12 protein-coding genes are annotated in these 15,653 nt (G+C 30.6%); all 12 read left to right on the top strand.

All coding sequences use genetic code 11. The annotated features are described in order from the left end of the window. The first annotated feature begins 22 nt into the window (after positions 1 to 22). The 12 genes from ACSIGE_RS03490 to ACSIGE_RS03435 all read left to right on the top strand — a co-directional run bounded on the left by ACSIGE_RS03490 (position 23) and on the right by ACSIGE_RS03435 (position 15,653). Positions 23 to 319, top strand: coding sequence for a hypothetical protein (locus ACSIGE_RS03490; protein WP_440881404.1), 297 nt, complete (start codon positions 23 to 25; stop codon positions 317 to 319). Further along, a complete protein-coding gene (locus tag ACSIGE_RS03485) occupies positions 294 to 3,902 on the top strand; it encodes a hypothetical protein (protein ID WP_440881403.1) in 3,609 nt (1,202 codons plus the stop codon). Before ACSIGE_RS03490 ends, ACSIGE_RS03485 begins: the two co-directional genes overlap by 26 nt. Further along, complete coding sequence (locus ACSIGE_RS03480) at positions 3,899 to 5,659, top strand: hypothetical protein (protein ID WP_440881402.1); 1,761 nt, start codon at positions 3,899 to 3,901, stop codon at positions 5,657 to 5,659. The genes ACSIGE_RS03485 and ACSIGE_RS03480 overlap by 4 nt, the downstream gene beginning before the upstream one ends. Further along, positions 5,659 to 5,916, top strand: a complete 258-nt coding sequence (locus ACSIGE_RS03475; protein ID WP_440881401.1) for a hypothetical protein — start codon at positions 5,659 to 5,661, stop codon at positions 5,914 to 5,916. The genes ACSIGE_RS03480 and ACSIGE_RS03475 overlap by 1 nt, the downstream gene beginning before the upstream one ends. Then, positions 5,894 to 8,455: a hypothetical protein gene (locus ACSIGE_RS03470; RefSeq protein WP_440881400.1), complete on the top strand. Its 2,562-nt coding sequence runs from the start codon at positions 5,894 to 5,896 to the stop codon at positions 8,453 to 8,455. The genes ACSIGE_RS03475 and ACSIGE_RS03470 overlap by 23 nt, the downstream gene beginning before the upstream one ends. A gap of 11 nt (positions 8,456 to 8,466) precedes the next feature. Next, complete coding sequence (locus tag ACSIGE_RS03465; RefSeq protein ID WP_440881399.1) at positions 8,467 to 9,864, top strand: hypothetical protein; 1,398 nt, start codon at positions 8,467 to 8,469, stop codon at positions 9,862 to 9,864. 11 nt (positions 9,865 to 9,875) lie between these two features. Beyond that, on the top strand, positions 9,876 to 10,349 hold the full coding sequence (locus ACSIGE_RS03460; protein ID WP_271677589.1) for a hypothetical protein: 474 nt from the start codon (positions 9,876 to 9,878) through the stop codon (positions 10,347 to 10,349). A gap of 3 nt (positions 10,350 to 10,352) precedes the next feature. Then, complete coding sequence (locus ACSIGE_RS03455) at positions 10,353 to 12,524, top strand: hypothetical protein (RefSeq protein WP_440881398.1); 2,172 nt, start codon at positions 10,353 to 10,355, stop codon at positions 12,522 to 12,524. Then, positions 12,524 to 13,474, top strand: coding sequence for a hypothetical protein (locus tag ACSIGE_RS03450; protein ID WP_440881397.1), 951 nt, complete (start codon positions 12,524 to 12,526; stop codon positions 13,472 to 13,474). Before ACSIGE_RS03455 ends, ACSIGE_RS03450 begins: the two co-directional genes overlap by 1 nt. 76 nt (positions 13,475 to 13,550) lie before the next feature. Continuing rightward, positions 13,551 to 14,606, top strand: a complete 1,056-nt coding sequence (locus ACSIGE_RS03445) for a hypothetical protein (RefSeq protein WP_440881396.1) — start codon at positions 13,551 to 13,553, stop codon at positions 14,604 to 14,606. A 1-nt stretch (position 14,607) separates the two neighbouring features. Further along, entirely contained in the window at positions 14,608 to 15,225 is a 618-nt protein-coding gene (locus ACSIGE_RS03440) for a hypothetical protein (RefSeq protein WP_440881395.1), read from the top strand. Continuing rightward, positions 15,213 to 15,653 (top strand): DUF1353 domain-containing protein, encoded by a 441-nt coding sequence (locus ACSIGE_RS03435; protein ID WP_440881394.1) that lies wholly within the window; start codon positions 15,213 to 15,215, stop codon positions 15,651 to 15,653. The genes ACSIGE_RS03440 and ACSIGE_RS03435 overlap by 13 nt, the downstream gene beginning before the upstream one ends.

Raw genomic sequence — 15,653 nt, 5'->3', positions numbered from 1 at the left:
TTTAATCCAGTATTCAATTGAGTTGAAAAGTAAGCTAACACTTGAACTGGATGGAATTATTGATAATAAATTAAAGAATGATGAAAAGTTAAATAGTATAGAAAAAAGAATCTTAGAAATATTTCCAACAAATATATGGAACATAAATATTGAAAATAATATGGAGGTATTTATGGAAGTAGATTTCAGGAAATTTTTGTTTTCAGTTTCTGAACATACTAATAAAGATGTTGAATGTTTAAGTGTATTTGATTTTTATGCACTGATAGACCATATAAAAGAAAAGTACCCTGATGGCAGAGGCAATAGTAAAATATAGTCAATTAATTGATGATGATGGCGGATTTGAGAAATTAAAATCTGATCTAAAAGAGACTGGCCGATTTATAAAAAAAGAAGCAGAATCTTTAAAAGGTCAAATATCATTACTCAATCCTAAAGATATTGATGCATTAAATAATTTTGCAGAAGCTGTTGATGTTCTTAAAAGTTCTTATAAGAGTGTCGAATCTACACTAAAAGTCGTTCATAATGCTCAAAAAGATTATAAGAAAACTAATGAGCAATTAATAAAGCTGAATAATCTTCAGGGGAAAAGTCTAACAGATTTAGAATTAAAATTAACCGAATATAGACTTGAACTAAAAAAAACTAATGCCTTTGAAAAACAAGGTATCATCAATACTAAAGAAGCTGCAAAGAAAAGAGCTGAGTTAAAAGTTCAAATTAAAGATGTTACTCAAGCCATAAATAAAGAGCAAAAAGAAGTAATACAGTCTAATAAATTATCTAAAGATGAGATAAAGTTACAAGAAGCATTAATTAAAATTCAAAATGAGCGTGTAGAAACCTTAAAGGAGGTTAGAGAACGTATCTCTGCTTTAAGAATTGCAGTACAAAACTCAAATATTACAACTGAAGAAGGAAGGCAAAAAATAGCAGATTATAACAAAGAAATTGATGAGTTAACAGAGGTTTTAAAACAGAATTCAGATAAATTTATTCAAAACAAAATAAATGTTGGTGGCTATACAGAGAGTATCGTTGAGGCACTAAAAGAAACAGATTTATTTAAAACAAATATTGTTTTCTTGGATACCGCTATCGAAAAAATAGTAAGTAGAATATCTAAATTAACTAAATCTACTGATAAAAATACCGAAGCAAACAAAAAGAATACTAAATCAATAAGTGGCTTACGAAAAGGATTTAGAGCGTTAGGAACAGCTTTAAAAACTACTGGTATAATATTACTATTGACACTACTAGCGAGTTTATTTAGCATATTTAAACAAGGTAGATCAGGAGTGATAAGAACTCAAAAAGCTATGGCTGTATTTAATGCTACTGTCAAAGTTTTAATTGGAACATTGGCTGATTTAGGCAAAGGGTTTTTAAAATTCTTTTCTGCACTATTTAGTAGTTTTTCAAATTTTGGTAAAAGGATAAAATCCTTTGGTCTCGAAATAAAGAAAGTATTTTTAGAAATAGCAAATATTAATCCTATAGGAAAAAGTCTGAAACCTGAAATAGAAGCTGTTGAAAATCAGATAAGAGAATTGAATAAAGAAATTGAAAAGAATGGTATTGAAAATGGAGAAAAATATGCTGAAAGTTGGGATTTAATATCGGATGCTATAGGTGGCTTTTCACAGAGATATAAAGATGCTAAAGATAGTGTTAATACAAGTTTTGAAGGAATTGTTAGGGCTTTTGAGATAGGCGATCAAATAAGAAAAGTTACACTGGAGCTAATCGATTTAAGAGCCGAATTACGAGAATTAGAGATCACAAGTGATGACAGTACTTTGAGTTTACGAACTCAATTAGAAGCTACTAGATTAGCACTCGTCAAGAATTTAGAGGTTTTAGAAAAAGAGAATCAGATACTAAAATTGAACTTATCAATAACCAATGCAAAGGCAAAAGCTGATCTACAAGCAAATGCTACTACAATAGGCGCTAGAGCAAATGCAATAGCAGGAATAAAAGATGAAATAAAATTTGCTAAAGCATTATTGCAATTAAATATTGATTTAAGTGAGCGTGATGGTAAAAATCCATTAGATGATAATTTATTAGAGGAACAACAGAAAGCTCTACAGGCTCTGATTGAGGGAGAAAAAGAAAGAGGTTTGGTTATTCTTGAAAACGCTAAAAAAAGACGTGAAATTGAAAGAGATATATTTGAGCAGAATCTTGACTTGTTGATAGATTTAATAGATAAAGAAAAGGATTTATCAGAGCAATTTGTTAACGATGTTACAAAGAGCTTCGAATCAAGGCTAAATGAATTTCAAAGATTTTTGACCAAGTTCAGAATTAATGCTCAAAAAGAGTTGGATGAGTTTAACAAATTTGCAAAATCGAGTGAATTAGACGTTGAGTTTAATGTCGACTTTAAGGAAGACGGTAGTTTTGATGTTTTTTTAGGAAATCAAAAACTTGCTATTGATAATATAATAGAACTAAATGAGCAATTACAAAGTTCAGGGTTAAATGAAATCACAATCAATAGATTTAGAGAGTGGCTTCAAGAGATTCAAACTGCAAAAAGAGATTTTAGAGATATAGATAAATCATTAGTAGGAATAGCCGCTAAAATAAACGACTTAAAAGGAGAAAGAATTGTAAGTAAAGAAGAGCTAAATGCTATAAAAAAATTGAATAATGAGTTTAAAGAGCTTGAAAACATTAATACCTCTGATTTAACTAAAAAACAAAGGGAGAGTTTTTTAAAAAAGTTAAAAGAATTTGAAGACAGAAAAACGAAAATTCAAGAAACAGCAGAAATAAAAAGACTAAAAAACAAATTAAAATCTATCGATGCTGAAAATGAAGCAATAAAGGAAAATAAAAAATTAGAAATCAGAGTTTTAGATAACAGAATTGCCAATGAAAAAGAGGGTTCTGAAAAGCAATTAGAGTTAATAAGAAAAAGAGAAGATTTAAGAATAACACTACTAGAAGAGTCTTCAGAACGACAAATAGAACTAAGTATTAACCGATTAGAAATTGAAAAAGAATTAGCAGACAAACAGTTTAACAGGTTACAAAAGGGGCTTGAGGATAATCTCAAAGATACAAGGAATAAATGGGAGGAATTTTCTAATGAATTAAAAGCGTTGTTTACAGAGGTTTTAACAAGACTGGAAGAGGTACAAAGAAAAGCTGTACAATCATCTGAAAATAATTTAGATAAACAACAAGATGCAGTTGATGACCAAAGATCAAGGGCACAAAATGGGCTTACCAATACATTGGCATTTGAACAAAAAGAACTTGCAAAACGAGAAGCTAGAGTATTAAAACAGCAAGAGCGATTAGATCGAATTCAAAAACTACAGTCTTATTGGAGAACTTATAATGCGAATTTAGGTTCTTTAAAAGAGGGGCAAGATTCGGGTACAGCAATAGTAAAAACTTTAAGGGATATAGCAATTATTGAGGGTATTACAGCTAGTTTACAAAGTTTCGGTGATGGTGGTATCGTGGAAGATAAATTACCTAGTAATGGTGTTTTTCGAGGTCAATCTCATCAAGGCAATAAAGGAGGTATTCCTATTATGGTTGAGGGCCGAGAAGGTATTTTTTCTGTAAATGAAATGAATAATATGGGGCGTGATAATTTCTATGCTCTTAAAGAATTAGCTAATCGAGGAAAGCTAAACACAAATTTCTTTGCACAGCAGAGGTCTGATTTCACTAAAACAGTTCCAATATTTCCAAGTAATAAAAATTTAGAGTATGAATTAAAAGAGGTTAAGAGGGCTATTGTAAATAAACCAGTAACAGATTTTGATGTCGTAAAATTAGCTAATGCTGTAGAACTTATATCTACTACGAGCACTCCAAATAAGACTGTTTATAATAGGTTTAAAATCAAAAAGAGAAAGCTATGACACGTATTAGACACTACATAAATGGTCAGGATTATGGCGAACCTCGTAACTGGCAGGATTTAGAAATCACAGTTGATTGGCTGAATAAAAAAGATGAAGCTAATATTAATATTACTGATTTAGAGTTTGTTCTTGAGGCTAAAGATTACCTATTAGAAAGAATTTTAAACGGTACATCAGGAGGTGTTGGTATTTTTGAGGGTGAACCATATACAATAAAAGTTAATGATAATTCATTACCTGAATTTACTTTTGATGGCTATTTAGATTTTGCAGATGAAAGCACATTTATAGGTAATGAAGAAGTTGTTTGTTCTCTAAAAAAGGTTCAGGGTAACGATTGGTTAAATGATGTTGCTGATGGGTTTAGTTTTGCATACCTGGCAGATAAAGGATTTATTACAAATGGTGACTATGTAAAAGTACCTTATGTAATTAATTACGTTCCTGATGGAATGCAAATTATTGTATTGTCTATGTCAATCTATATGATGACAAAGGAACTGATTGAGAATGTTCAGCGATTAGCAGATACAATAGGTGATGTTACTGATGCAGCTACTCCAGTCATAGGTGTAGGTGTAGGATTTGGTGCTGTAGCTGTAACTGCATGGGATTTAGGTAACTTTATACTGGTAGTTTTAAAAACTATTGCACGTATAGCCTACATCATTGCAATTACAATAGCCATAATAAAACTAGTTGAAGAGGTTTTCGAGCAATTATTACCAAAGAAAAGATACCATTCAGGAATTCGTGTAAAAACATTATTTGAGAGAGCTTGTCAGTATCTAAATCTACAATTGCAAAGTAATTTATTAAATGAAATTGGTGACTGGATTTATATTCCCTCTAAAGACAGAAAGGGAGAATCAGGAGATAAAGGTCATCCTATCAATTCTGATCCTATTTACACATTTGGGGATTGCATCAGAGTGTTTAAAGAAAAATTTAATGCTGATTACAGAATAAAAAATGGTGTCTTTTATTTTGAAAGAAAAGATTCTTTTGAAGTGGTATCGAGTTATCAAATACCCAACTTCTTTAGCGACCAAGAACGTCTTTTGGATAGAATTTCATTTAATACAAATGAGATCATATCTAATTACAATATTTTTTGGCAATACGACACTCAAGATCAAAATACATTAGATGACCAAACAGGAAGAGTATTTCAAGCAATTACTACTCCAGTAACAATTCAAAATCAAAATTTAGTTAATATAAAAAACTTGGCTCAAATATCAATTCCTTTTTCAATTGGTAAAACAAAAACAGAGCTTACAAGAGTAGAAGAAATTGCAAAAGATTTAGGTAGAATAGTAGATAATATAACTGGCATTTTTGGAGGAGGAACAAACTTTGCTTCCCAAATACAAAATAGATTAGGGTCACTATTATTGAGTTCACATTTTTTAACAGTGCCTAAAATCGTAATGATGTCAGGAAGTAAACTAGCCAATGACCAGCGCACCTTACTATCAGCACGTTCATTATGGGATAAATACCATTACATAAATAGTTTCGCTGAGGTAAACGGTTATCACAATCAATATCAAAGATTTGAAGGGCAAAGGATACCAATGAAATTAAAAGATTTTAATGACTTGTTATCTAATAACATTGGTACTGACACTAACGGTAATCGATTTGAAATAGAAAAGTTTGTTTGGCGACCTGAAGATCAAACAGCAGTTATCGATTATAGAGTAAAAAAGAAATACACCAACAATTTAAAAATTGAATATGTGGAATAATGAGTTATAAAGATTTAAACATACAGCAATTATTGAATTTGTCAAAAAAAGCAAGTTCTCAAATAAACTTACAAGTTCAAATATTAGATACAACTTTTAGTGAGTTGCTTAAAAATTTACCACAAGATGAAGCAAATGAGATCGATAAATTAAAAGCATTAACACAAAAAGCTATAAGTCTAGCAAAACAAGGTAAAGCCGAAGAAGCACAAGAGATTATAAGAAATTACCAAAATGGGCGTAAAAGTAATAAATAGAGCATATAGAAATCAATTCTACCCTACTTCTCAAGAGACAGATTGGCTATTGGGTAATGTTGGTGATTGGCAGCAATTAAGAGTAACTTTTGAAGTTACTATTGATTTTAAAGCATCAACACAGGAAACGGTTTCAATTTATGTACCTGAAAAAACCATTAAACTAAACAATGGCAAAACATGGAGTTTCTATGGTTTTGATATTGGAGATGTAGTAAAGTTTACATACAAAAGAGATGTATTAGACGGTAATGGAAATACGGACACCACATCTTATATCGCTAATTTAACAATTACAAATCTCTATGGAGATACAATGGAACATGATACATTGTTTACAGTTGACCACTTGCAATCCATAGGTGTAATACCAACAGATAGAGGAAACGAAAAGATTTACAATGTCAAATTTGAATCCACTAAAGAGCCTGAAGGGTTAAAATTCAGATACTCGCACCTTACAAATGACAATTATCAATCTGATAATCTAAACTCATTTATTGATGGTAGTGTCGCTGAATTCTCATTTGCAGGATTAAATAATTTAATAACTAATGTTCCTATTGAAATGAATCCTGACGGTATTCAATCAGGTATGGCAATAGATAAATGTTGGGTAATTAAACATGTTCCTAATAGTGGTGTTTATAGTTACACAGTAGTGTGCAATTTTATGATTGCTAGTTTCTTTGAACAAGTATCAAATTTAGAAGAAATGATTGCTCCAAGCATTTTATTTAATGCAGGCTCATTGACTGATAATTTTGAACTTGTTGTATATCCTGAATGGAATAATCCAAACACTGTAATAAGAAACAATTTAGATCATACAGAACGACTTGGGAATACAGGATGGTTTAATGAGAATTTTAACGGTTTAGATAATAATTTTATTATTGATAGTATTGCATATTATGATGAATCAGGGAATCCATTATCACAATTGGATTATGCAAACCCAGTTAATGTTGAGATTGAGGTTTCAGGAATAAATAATCTGTCTTTAAATTCTGAATTTAATATTGGTTTTGCTTGGATACCACAAGATGAGGATGATTATCATAACAAAATGACACCTTTCCATCAAAATCTTTTAGTAAATACAGGAAAGGAAAGAACTTATACTCTCAATGATGGAGGGTCATTTAATTTAAGCGAAAATACAGGAACAACCAATTATTCAGGTTATAGTTATGGTGAGCCAAAGATTGATTTACAAGCAAGTGAAAACATACTTTTTAATTCGGCAGGGTCTAATAAAATTATCTTAAAAGCGAAGTTTATACCTAATGCCTTTTTTACAGAGCTCTTTGAAAGTAAAAACGAGAATGACCGTAAATATATTTTATGGGTATCAGTTGCAGATCATAATTTACAAATAAACTTTTCTGATCGAGTATCATTATTGACAGATTATAATGATATGGTTAAGGTGATTCCTCCAGCCGGCCCTTATCCAAATATGACAAATCAATTTATTGAGCACCCTCAAAGTGAAAATGTGGCAGGGGTTGAAAAGTATTTCGGTTTTATCGAAGATGATATATTGTCAAGATTATTTTTTAAGGTTAATACTACTGAGGATATTTTATTACGAAATATGATTTTTGGTTATGAGGTGGTAAATCAAAATACTGGAGCATCATTTATCCTAGAGGAGATACCAGTTAATTTATCAGTTTTTCCAAAAGATTCTAATGATATTCAGCAAATAGATTATGATAACATACGTGGTTTTAAATTAGAATCAGGAAACAATAAAAATTGGGTGAAAATTTTCAGGGATGAAGATAATGATACAGGAATAGAAAAAGGATATAAAGTCTTTTTTGCAACAAAGATACGTTGGGAGGATTGGTTACAAAGAGATGCTGTTCCTACAGAGTATTACGATAACACATTATTAAATGACGGTTATCATAATGACTGGTTAGATTATTTAAGATCAGGGAATATTGATGATTATAAAATCAACTTTTTTGTTTTTACAGAAATTATTGAGGATGGTGAATTTAAAAGACATAAAAACACTTTTGAATTAACCTTTAATGATTATGATGAAAATCTAAATATTGAAACCGATCATCATTATTATAGAGATTCTGATGATACACTTCTTAATGTCGGTACTGATCCTGAAACTGGAAAGCCTTTAGGTGTTTTACTAGATAATGAACCTACTAGAATTGAAATCACTTACACACACTTATTTGAAGATTTTGATATAAATAAAATGTATGCAGTTACCACTTTAGAAATTGATAAAGGTGCTGGTGAGTTTGAACATAGACAACTATCAAGTGTTTGGGGGAGTGAACCTGATAATCCATTAATTCCTTTATCAGGAGAAACACATTTAAGATTTGAGCAATTAGCATCAAATATTGTAAAGGCTACTTGTTTGGTAAATCCTGACAGACTTGAAAATGCATTACGATATAAAATAACAGGAAGAATTGGTTGCTGGGCTGAAGGTACAGGAGGTAACAACCCTAAAGATGGCAAATATGAAACTAAATACGAAGCTAAATACGAATAAAAAAATACGATATGGCAGATAATTTAAAAATAACAGAGCAAAATATTGATACTGCTATTGACCCAAATGCAGGCTTTGGTGGTATTCTAGCACAAGATCATAATGATGTTCTTAAAGAGTTACTTAAAAAAGTAGGTAAATACACTGGAGCGCCATATTTATCTCAAGCTGAATCAAATAATGGTGTTATTCCTGTAGGTGTTCTAGTTTGGAATAACAATGCAATGAACAATACTAATTCATTTGAAATCACAGTAGCAAAAAAAACAGCAGATTTAAACGATATAGGTATTCTTTTAGATACTATGATTGAGGGATCAATAATTCACTTTAAAGATTATGTAGGTCGTAGTGTTTATTTAGAATATTTGTCTCATAAATCAGGTAAGGATACTATAGATGGAGATATTTATAATATTACTGTAAAAGGGAAGGTGGATAATACTAACTATACTTATCAGACAGATGAAAAAGAAGTGTGTGTAATTGAATTTTACAACAAGACTGAAGTAAAAGAGGGTGATAAAGATTGGTTGAAAATCAAGACAGATGAAATCCCCAATGACATCAAAGATTCTATTTATAGTTTATCAGATGTATATGTAGGTGACTTTGACCCTGAAAAAGATGGAGTATCTAATACAGGAAATTTACAAGTTGATGGAGTAGCAACTGTAAAAGATAAGTTTTTTGCAGGAAATAGGCATTCTTCATGGGGTGTTACAATTAAATCTGACCCTTCTCAAAATGGTGCAATAAATCTTGAGGCTCGTGGTAATGATGTAAAAAATCCAGGTTTTAATTTTTTTCAGCAAGGAAATTTTGCGTGGGTTTTTTGGAACTATTTAAGTCAACAATTATTAAGAATGACTGCAAATCTTGTAGAGATATTTAAACCCTTAAAGCTTTTAAATGTACCAACTGGTTCAACATCAGATCAATATTTAAGCATTGATACTAGTGGGAATGTTAGAAAAGTAGTTCCTGATTTAGGCGGCCCTTATGCTTTTAAGCAAAATGGGAGTGGGTATTATGAAATCAAAATACCTTATGGTGGTACAAACTTCTCAATAAAATTTGCTGTATATCGTCATGGGAATGGTTTGGATGAATATCATGTATCAGGTTATCTAAATAATCCTAATGGTTGGGTACAAACACACGTAAAAAAAATAAGTCAAAGCGGAAACGCTACTGAAACAATTACTCTAACGGATAACGGAAGTGCTAGTGATTTTAGAATTTATATTGGAGATAATGGCAGTACAGGAAGAAATATAACAACTTTATTTATTACTCAAGCAATACTATCAGGAATTTCAGGAGGATCAAGTTCAATTGGAGCATTAAGTGTTTTTCCTATATCAATACAATCAAGTATAACTGGTGTCGTTAAAGGCACATTTTAAATTTTAAAAAAATGAAAATTATATCAAAAAATTCTGTATACAAAAAAAGCACTATTACGGATGGTGTATATCTCAATTTAGAAATACATGACATCAATACTTATTATAATAGATTCAACAATTCTCTAGTTCTATTATTTGGTGTTTTTCAAAATATTGATGATGAATTAATAAAAGTTGAGAATATTGAATTGATTATCAATGAAGAAAATCAACGTACAGGGTATGTTGTTCTTCCTGACACAGAAAATACAGGAGATACTAATATGCCTATAGAGGAATATTTTCTTGAACATGGTAATTTAGATGATGTTATTATTTTAGATTATGGTGTACCGTCTGTTGAATTAGCTAAAACATTTTTTAATGGAGGTACATTTGAAAATCCTGAAATACAACCATCTAATGAATTAGCAAAAATATGGTTGCTAAATACTGTTAATTTTGATGGAAAACCAATTGTTGAAAATTTCAATTTTGAGTAATAGATGTGTAACGAAAACCTAAATACGATATTAAGTTTAGACTTTAGTTCTGTAAATGATGAGGGTAATTGGCTTCACGATTCCTCAAATGTATTACAAACTATTGATAATAAACTAACCCTTGATTCTGATTCCAATTCCACAAGTTTTATCAGACAAATAGGTAATATCGACACTTCTAACAATAGAGTTAGAATCAACTGTAATTTTGAAGTTGAGAAAACAGATACATCAAGTCCTGAAGATATGGAGGTGTTATTCCAATTATGGAGTGGTGGTCAAATGTTGTTTGATAGTTGTGTGACTTTTGATGAGTTAAATGATGGTATCAATTATGTGTATTTTTTAGATCGAACTTACAAGTTAGAAAATCCCCCAACTACACCAATATCATTAAAAATTGTAATTCCTGAAGGATGGCAGCATAAGGTGTTTTTAAAAGACTTAAACATTATTGATTTTAATTTTTGTGAGGATAATGTCCGATCATATTTTGTTATTGATGAATTATTAGAAGATAGCCTAACATCACAATCATCAGGAATACAACTAGAAGAATGGAAGGTTGATAATAATGAAACGCTAACCACAGAGTTTTTTAATGAAAATAATTCTGTAGGAGGTAATCCATTAACTGAATGGAAATTTGCAAAAGCAGATTTAGATGGTAATAATAGAATTTCAGAAAACACACAACCCAATAGTTTTAATCCGTTTGTAGATGAGTTCGGATTAGATTTTGATACAGCAACATCTTTTTATGGGGGTAAATCAACAGGGGTTACATCAGGCAGTGATTACGGTCAAGGAATACTATCAATTGGATTATTAAAACCTGCAATACTAAATGGAAACCTAAATATTAAAAAAGGTGCATTCTTTATTGATATTGATTATACTAAATCTTTAAAAATTGTTTTTAATGTAATTGTAAATCAAAATAATTCTAATGTGTTTACTAGACCTACATACTTTAGAAAGTACTTTATAGAATGGAATGCATTGACTTGTGAAAAGAAGTATTATTATATTGACCAAAAAGATCAATCAGAAGTAGATCAGCTAGTCAATGGCTTCTTATCAGGATTAACTGGAGTAGAGATCAATGAAACTATAGTTTCGTGTGATGAGACATTTAGTCCTTCAGGAAATGTAGGAAACTTTAGTTATGTATTAGATTTTGGTGATAATATTGGTACAGCAGGCATAAATTATAACGCCTATAGTGTGCCTGATAGATTTATTATTGAGTGGAATGGTCAAACTTTTGATACTGGATTTGTAGGTTCTAGTTCATACGATGCACAACTTATAGCAGCTGGAGTAAGCCCTTCTGATATAAACACAGGAAGTCCATCTACAGGTTCAGGAATGCTAACATTTAATAAAAGTCAAGCATTCCCAACACAAGCAACAATTACAGTGTTAGCACCATTAGGAGGAACAGCATGGAATGTTACTGGTATTTGTCCACAGCCAACTCAAGGTTCAGAAGTAGAAGTTGGTGAAGGTGGTTGTAATACAACACCTAGCTCATGGGATACAGTTTTTATTAATGATACTAATCCTAACAGTTATGTTCCTTCAAATGGCGACATTGTTTATAGTGATATTGATTTAACAACTCCTTTTAATGGTGGTAATGATACATTTAGAATGAGAGTAACATCTCATCCATTTCAAACGATATTAAATTATAGTTTTAAAATTGATGTTAATGGTATTGTCTCTAACGCAACACTATGTATAACTCAAAGTACATCGCCAAGTATTGGCTCATTGTCTCTAGGAATAGCTTCATGTGGCAATGAGGGTGAGTTAAGAAAATTTAAGATAACGGGGCAACCAAATCAAAATGTGAGGTATCAATTAAAAACTGTTTTTATGGTCAATAATTCACATGGAGCATTGGGGCATGTAACAAGCGATACAGGTCATTCTAATAACTTCTCGGCAATATCTTCAGGATTTGTTCAAGAAGATGTAATGGTTTTAGGTAGCAATGGGATAGCTAATGTTCAGTTAGAATTATGTGCTAGACCTTGTTTAAATGAAACAGGCTCAGTTAATGAGGTTCAAGTTTCATTAACTTTATTTGAAAATGATTTGACTACACTGTCTAATCAATCAGTAAATGTTAGAGGTACAAGTCAATGTAATAATAACCCACAATAATGACAGAAAATTTATTAGATATAGTTTACGTAGACACAAGTGATTTTGCTTGTGCTAATGGATATGATCCTTGTGGTCATAAAGAACGCACATTGTCTTATGCATTGTATGTAGATATTCCTGAACAGTTAGAGACACCTGACGAAATATTTAAAGAGTGTTGTTATTATCATAAAGTATTAGCTTCATTAACTGACAATGAAAGCTACAAAAATGATTACTCTAGTTTTTATCACAAAAGACAAATACCAAGTGAAACATGTGATTTTATAATGATAGATATGTCTGATGATACAGAATATCCTTTAGATGATAACACCTATGGAGAATTAAAAAACTTTAATACAATAACTGATATTCCTGATTTGAAAATATTCAAGATAGAATGGAAAAAAGTATTAGAAGATTTAGGTACTGGGTCATACAAGATTGTAAAGAGATGTAATTTAGTTGGCATTTCAATTGATATTGAATATTTAGTTTATAATCTTCAAAATTACTCTACTTCAGTTGCAAATGGTACAACTCGTATTGATGTTGCTATGAATGGATATTTAGAAAATCTAGGTATTACATTTGAGGGATCAGGGTTTGAAACCACATTAAGAATACCTGGCTTTTTTGGTAGACGTAATCCTAAATTAGAGGAAGATAATATTGTAAATAGAAATTATGTCAAAAGACAAATATCTATTAAACAAACTAATGAGTATAAGTTCCAAACTAATATGATTCCTGATTGTTTAACTAATGAAATATTTGACTTCTTATTATTAGCAGATGACATTAAGATTAATGATTACAACCTCAATAATCACAGTTATAGTTATAAGTACTTTCCTGTATCGATAGGAGAAATTCAAGAACCTGTTTATGGTAGTCACACTCGCAAAGCTCAAGTAAATTTAACATTCACAGATAAGATAGTAAATAAGATACATAGGATTTAATGTGTTTTAAGTGTTCTTTTTAAACTGCAATGTTCAGTTATGAAAATATATTTGATTATTAATTAAATCAGATATAATGGCAGTTAAAGTATATTTAAAAGGGGTAACAGTATTTGTTGATGATGGGAATACTGTAAAAAGAATTCCTTCAGGCTATTTAAACTATGAAATACAAAGGGGTTACATTCATATTCATAATTTAATTGACAATACATCAAAATCATTTGCTGAATCTGAATTAGTAGATGAAAATGATAAAACTGTCTCTAACCCTGATGACTATCTATGTGAATTTATAGGATCTTTTAAAAAAGGAGGGGCGGAGAGCGGAAGCGGCGCATCATATAACCCAAAATTTGTAATAGATACCTTTTTACCTTCAATAGTAGAGATAAACAAAACATCTCAAGTAATCATAAAAGGGTCATTTTTAGATTTTATAAACAGTGTTAATGTAACGACTGCAAATCAAACAGGAGTTTCTGTTAACATTATTTCCAAAACCTTTGATGAGTTGATATTGGAACTTACAACCAATGAGGATTTACAGACTTATATAATAAACTTAAAAAGCCCAAGTAATCAACAACATACTATTAGTGTAGATGCTAAAAATATTAGTATTTATATCCCAACCTTAACAGGAGTAACTCCTGAATTATGGGTAAAATTAGGAAGTAATAACAATACTATATTAACTACTGGGGGGTATGAAGCTGAGAATTCAGGAGGTAACGGATGGAATGAGCATGCATATTTTGGAGGGTTAACTAGCTCTTCAAGGTTAGAGTTTTCATTTAAAGTAGAAAGACTACAAGGTGCTTCAAATGCATATTGTTATATCAGAACAAATAATCAAAACAATGTTTCTACTGGAGGAAATCCAAGAGTTTACATTCAAAACGGAAATACTTTTTATGTGTATGCTCCAAATGGAGGAAATATAGGAACCACCCAAATTTCAGTTGATGATGTTATTGATATTGTTTTAGAACCTAATAAGTATGAGGTTTTTAAAAATGGTGTTTCAATAGGTGTCTATAATGGAACTGTAAATCTTACAAATGTCTATATGACTTTTACTGGATATAGGGTTGCGAAACTATCAAACATTAACTCAAAAGTATATTAATATGGAAATTGTATTACAAAAAATAAAAGGATTTGAAGGTTTTGAATTTGCAAACGAACAAGAGTTGTTAAGTTGTGATTTTAAAAAAAGAGGTTGCTATGGAGCAATACCTAAATATACTTATGGAGGTAGAAAAATTAGTGATAATTTTTATAGTGAAAAAGATGGATTATTAGCAGTAACTATTGAAAATGAAGATATATTAGATGAAAATGGTATTGAAACTGATATTGAAAAGACACTAAAAATATTATACGATAATGGAGAAGTGTTTTATAAAAAAACATGGTTAGAGCCTATAAAAAATAGAATTAAACTTCGGTTGAGTAGATACCGTAATGCTTTTGTACACTTACAAAAAACAGCAGAGGAACATCCTAGTTCACAAGTAAGAGCTGTCACTTCTACATTGTTAGCTTATTATAATAATCAGATTAATATTTGGCAAAATGGAAATCCTCAAGTGTTTTTAGATGCAATGAATAATGAGCCACAAGTTAAAGACGGTCAACCTAATCAAATTTACTATATGCTTCAGGCTATTGTAGATTCAGAAACAGGAAAAAGAGTTTTAGATGGTATTGTAGAACAAATAAGCGGTGTAAAATGGAAGCAATAAAAATCAAATATTTAGAAAACCCAGTATCAATTTCTTTAGCATATTTACCTACAGGAAAAGGAGAAAGAACATTTGAAACTACTCAAGATATTTCGGTAATATTATCTGATGGATACGAGCTTCATATACCTAAAGGATTTAAAACTGATTTATCTTCAGTACCCAGTTGGGCATGGTCAATTTTCAAACCAATTGACAAAGCATTTATAGGTGATCTAATCCATGATGCTCTTTGGGTTGATAAAGCTGGTCAAGTAAATCATTTCAATAACAGTTTTTATGATGCAAGAAAATTTGCTGATGAGGAACGTTTAAGGTGGCGCAAAGTATTAGCCCCAAAAAAGAAAATCAAAAACTATTTAACGCATTATGTGATTCGCCTTATTGGTGGTTTTATGTATAGCAAACAATTAAAAATACCAAATTAA

This window comes from Tenacibaculum profundi, from assembly GCF_052050075.1.
In the GTDB taxonomy this organism is placed as follows: domain Bacteria; phylum Bacteroidota; class Bacteroidia; order Flavobacteriales; family Flavobacteriaceae; genus Polaribacter.
The sequence above is the reverse complement of the archived record's forward strand: the minus strand, read 5'-3'. Positions and strand labels throughout refer to the sequence as shown.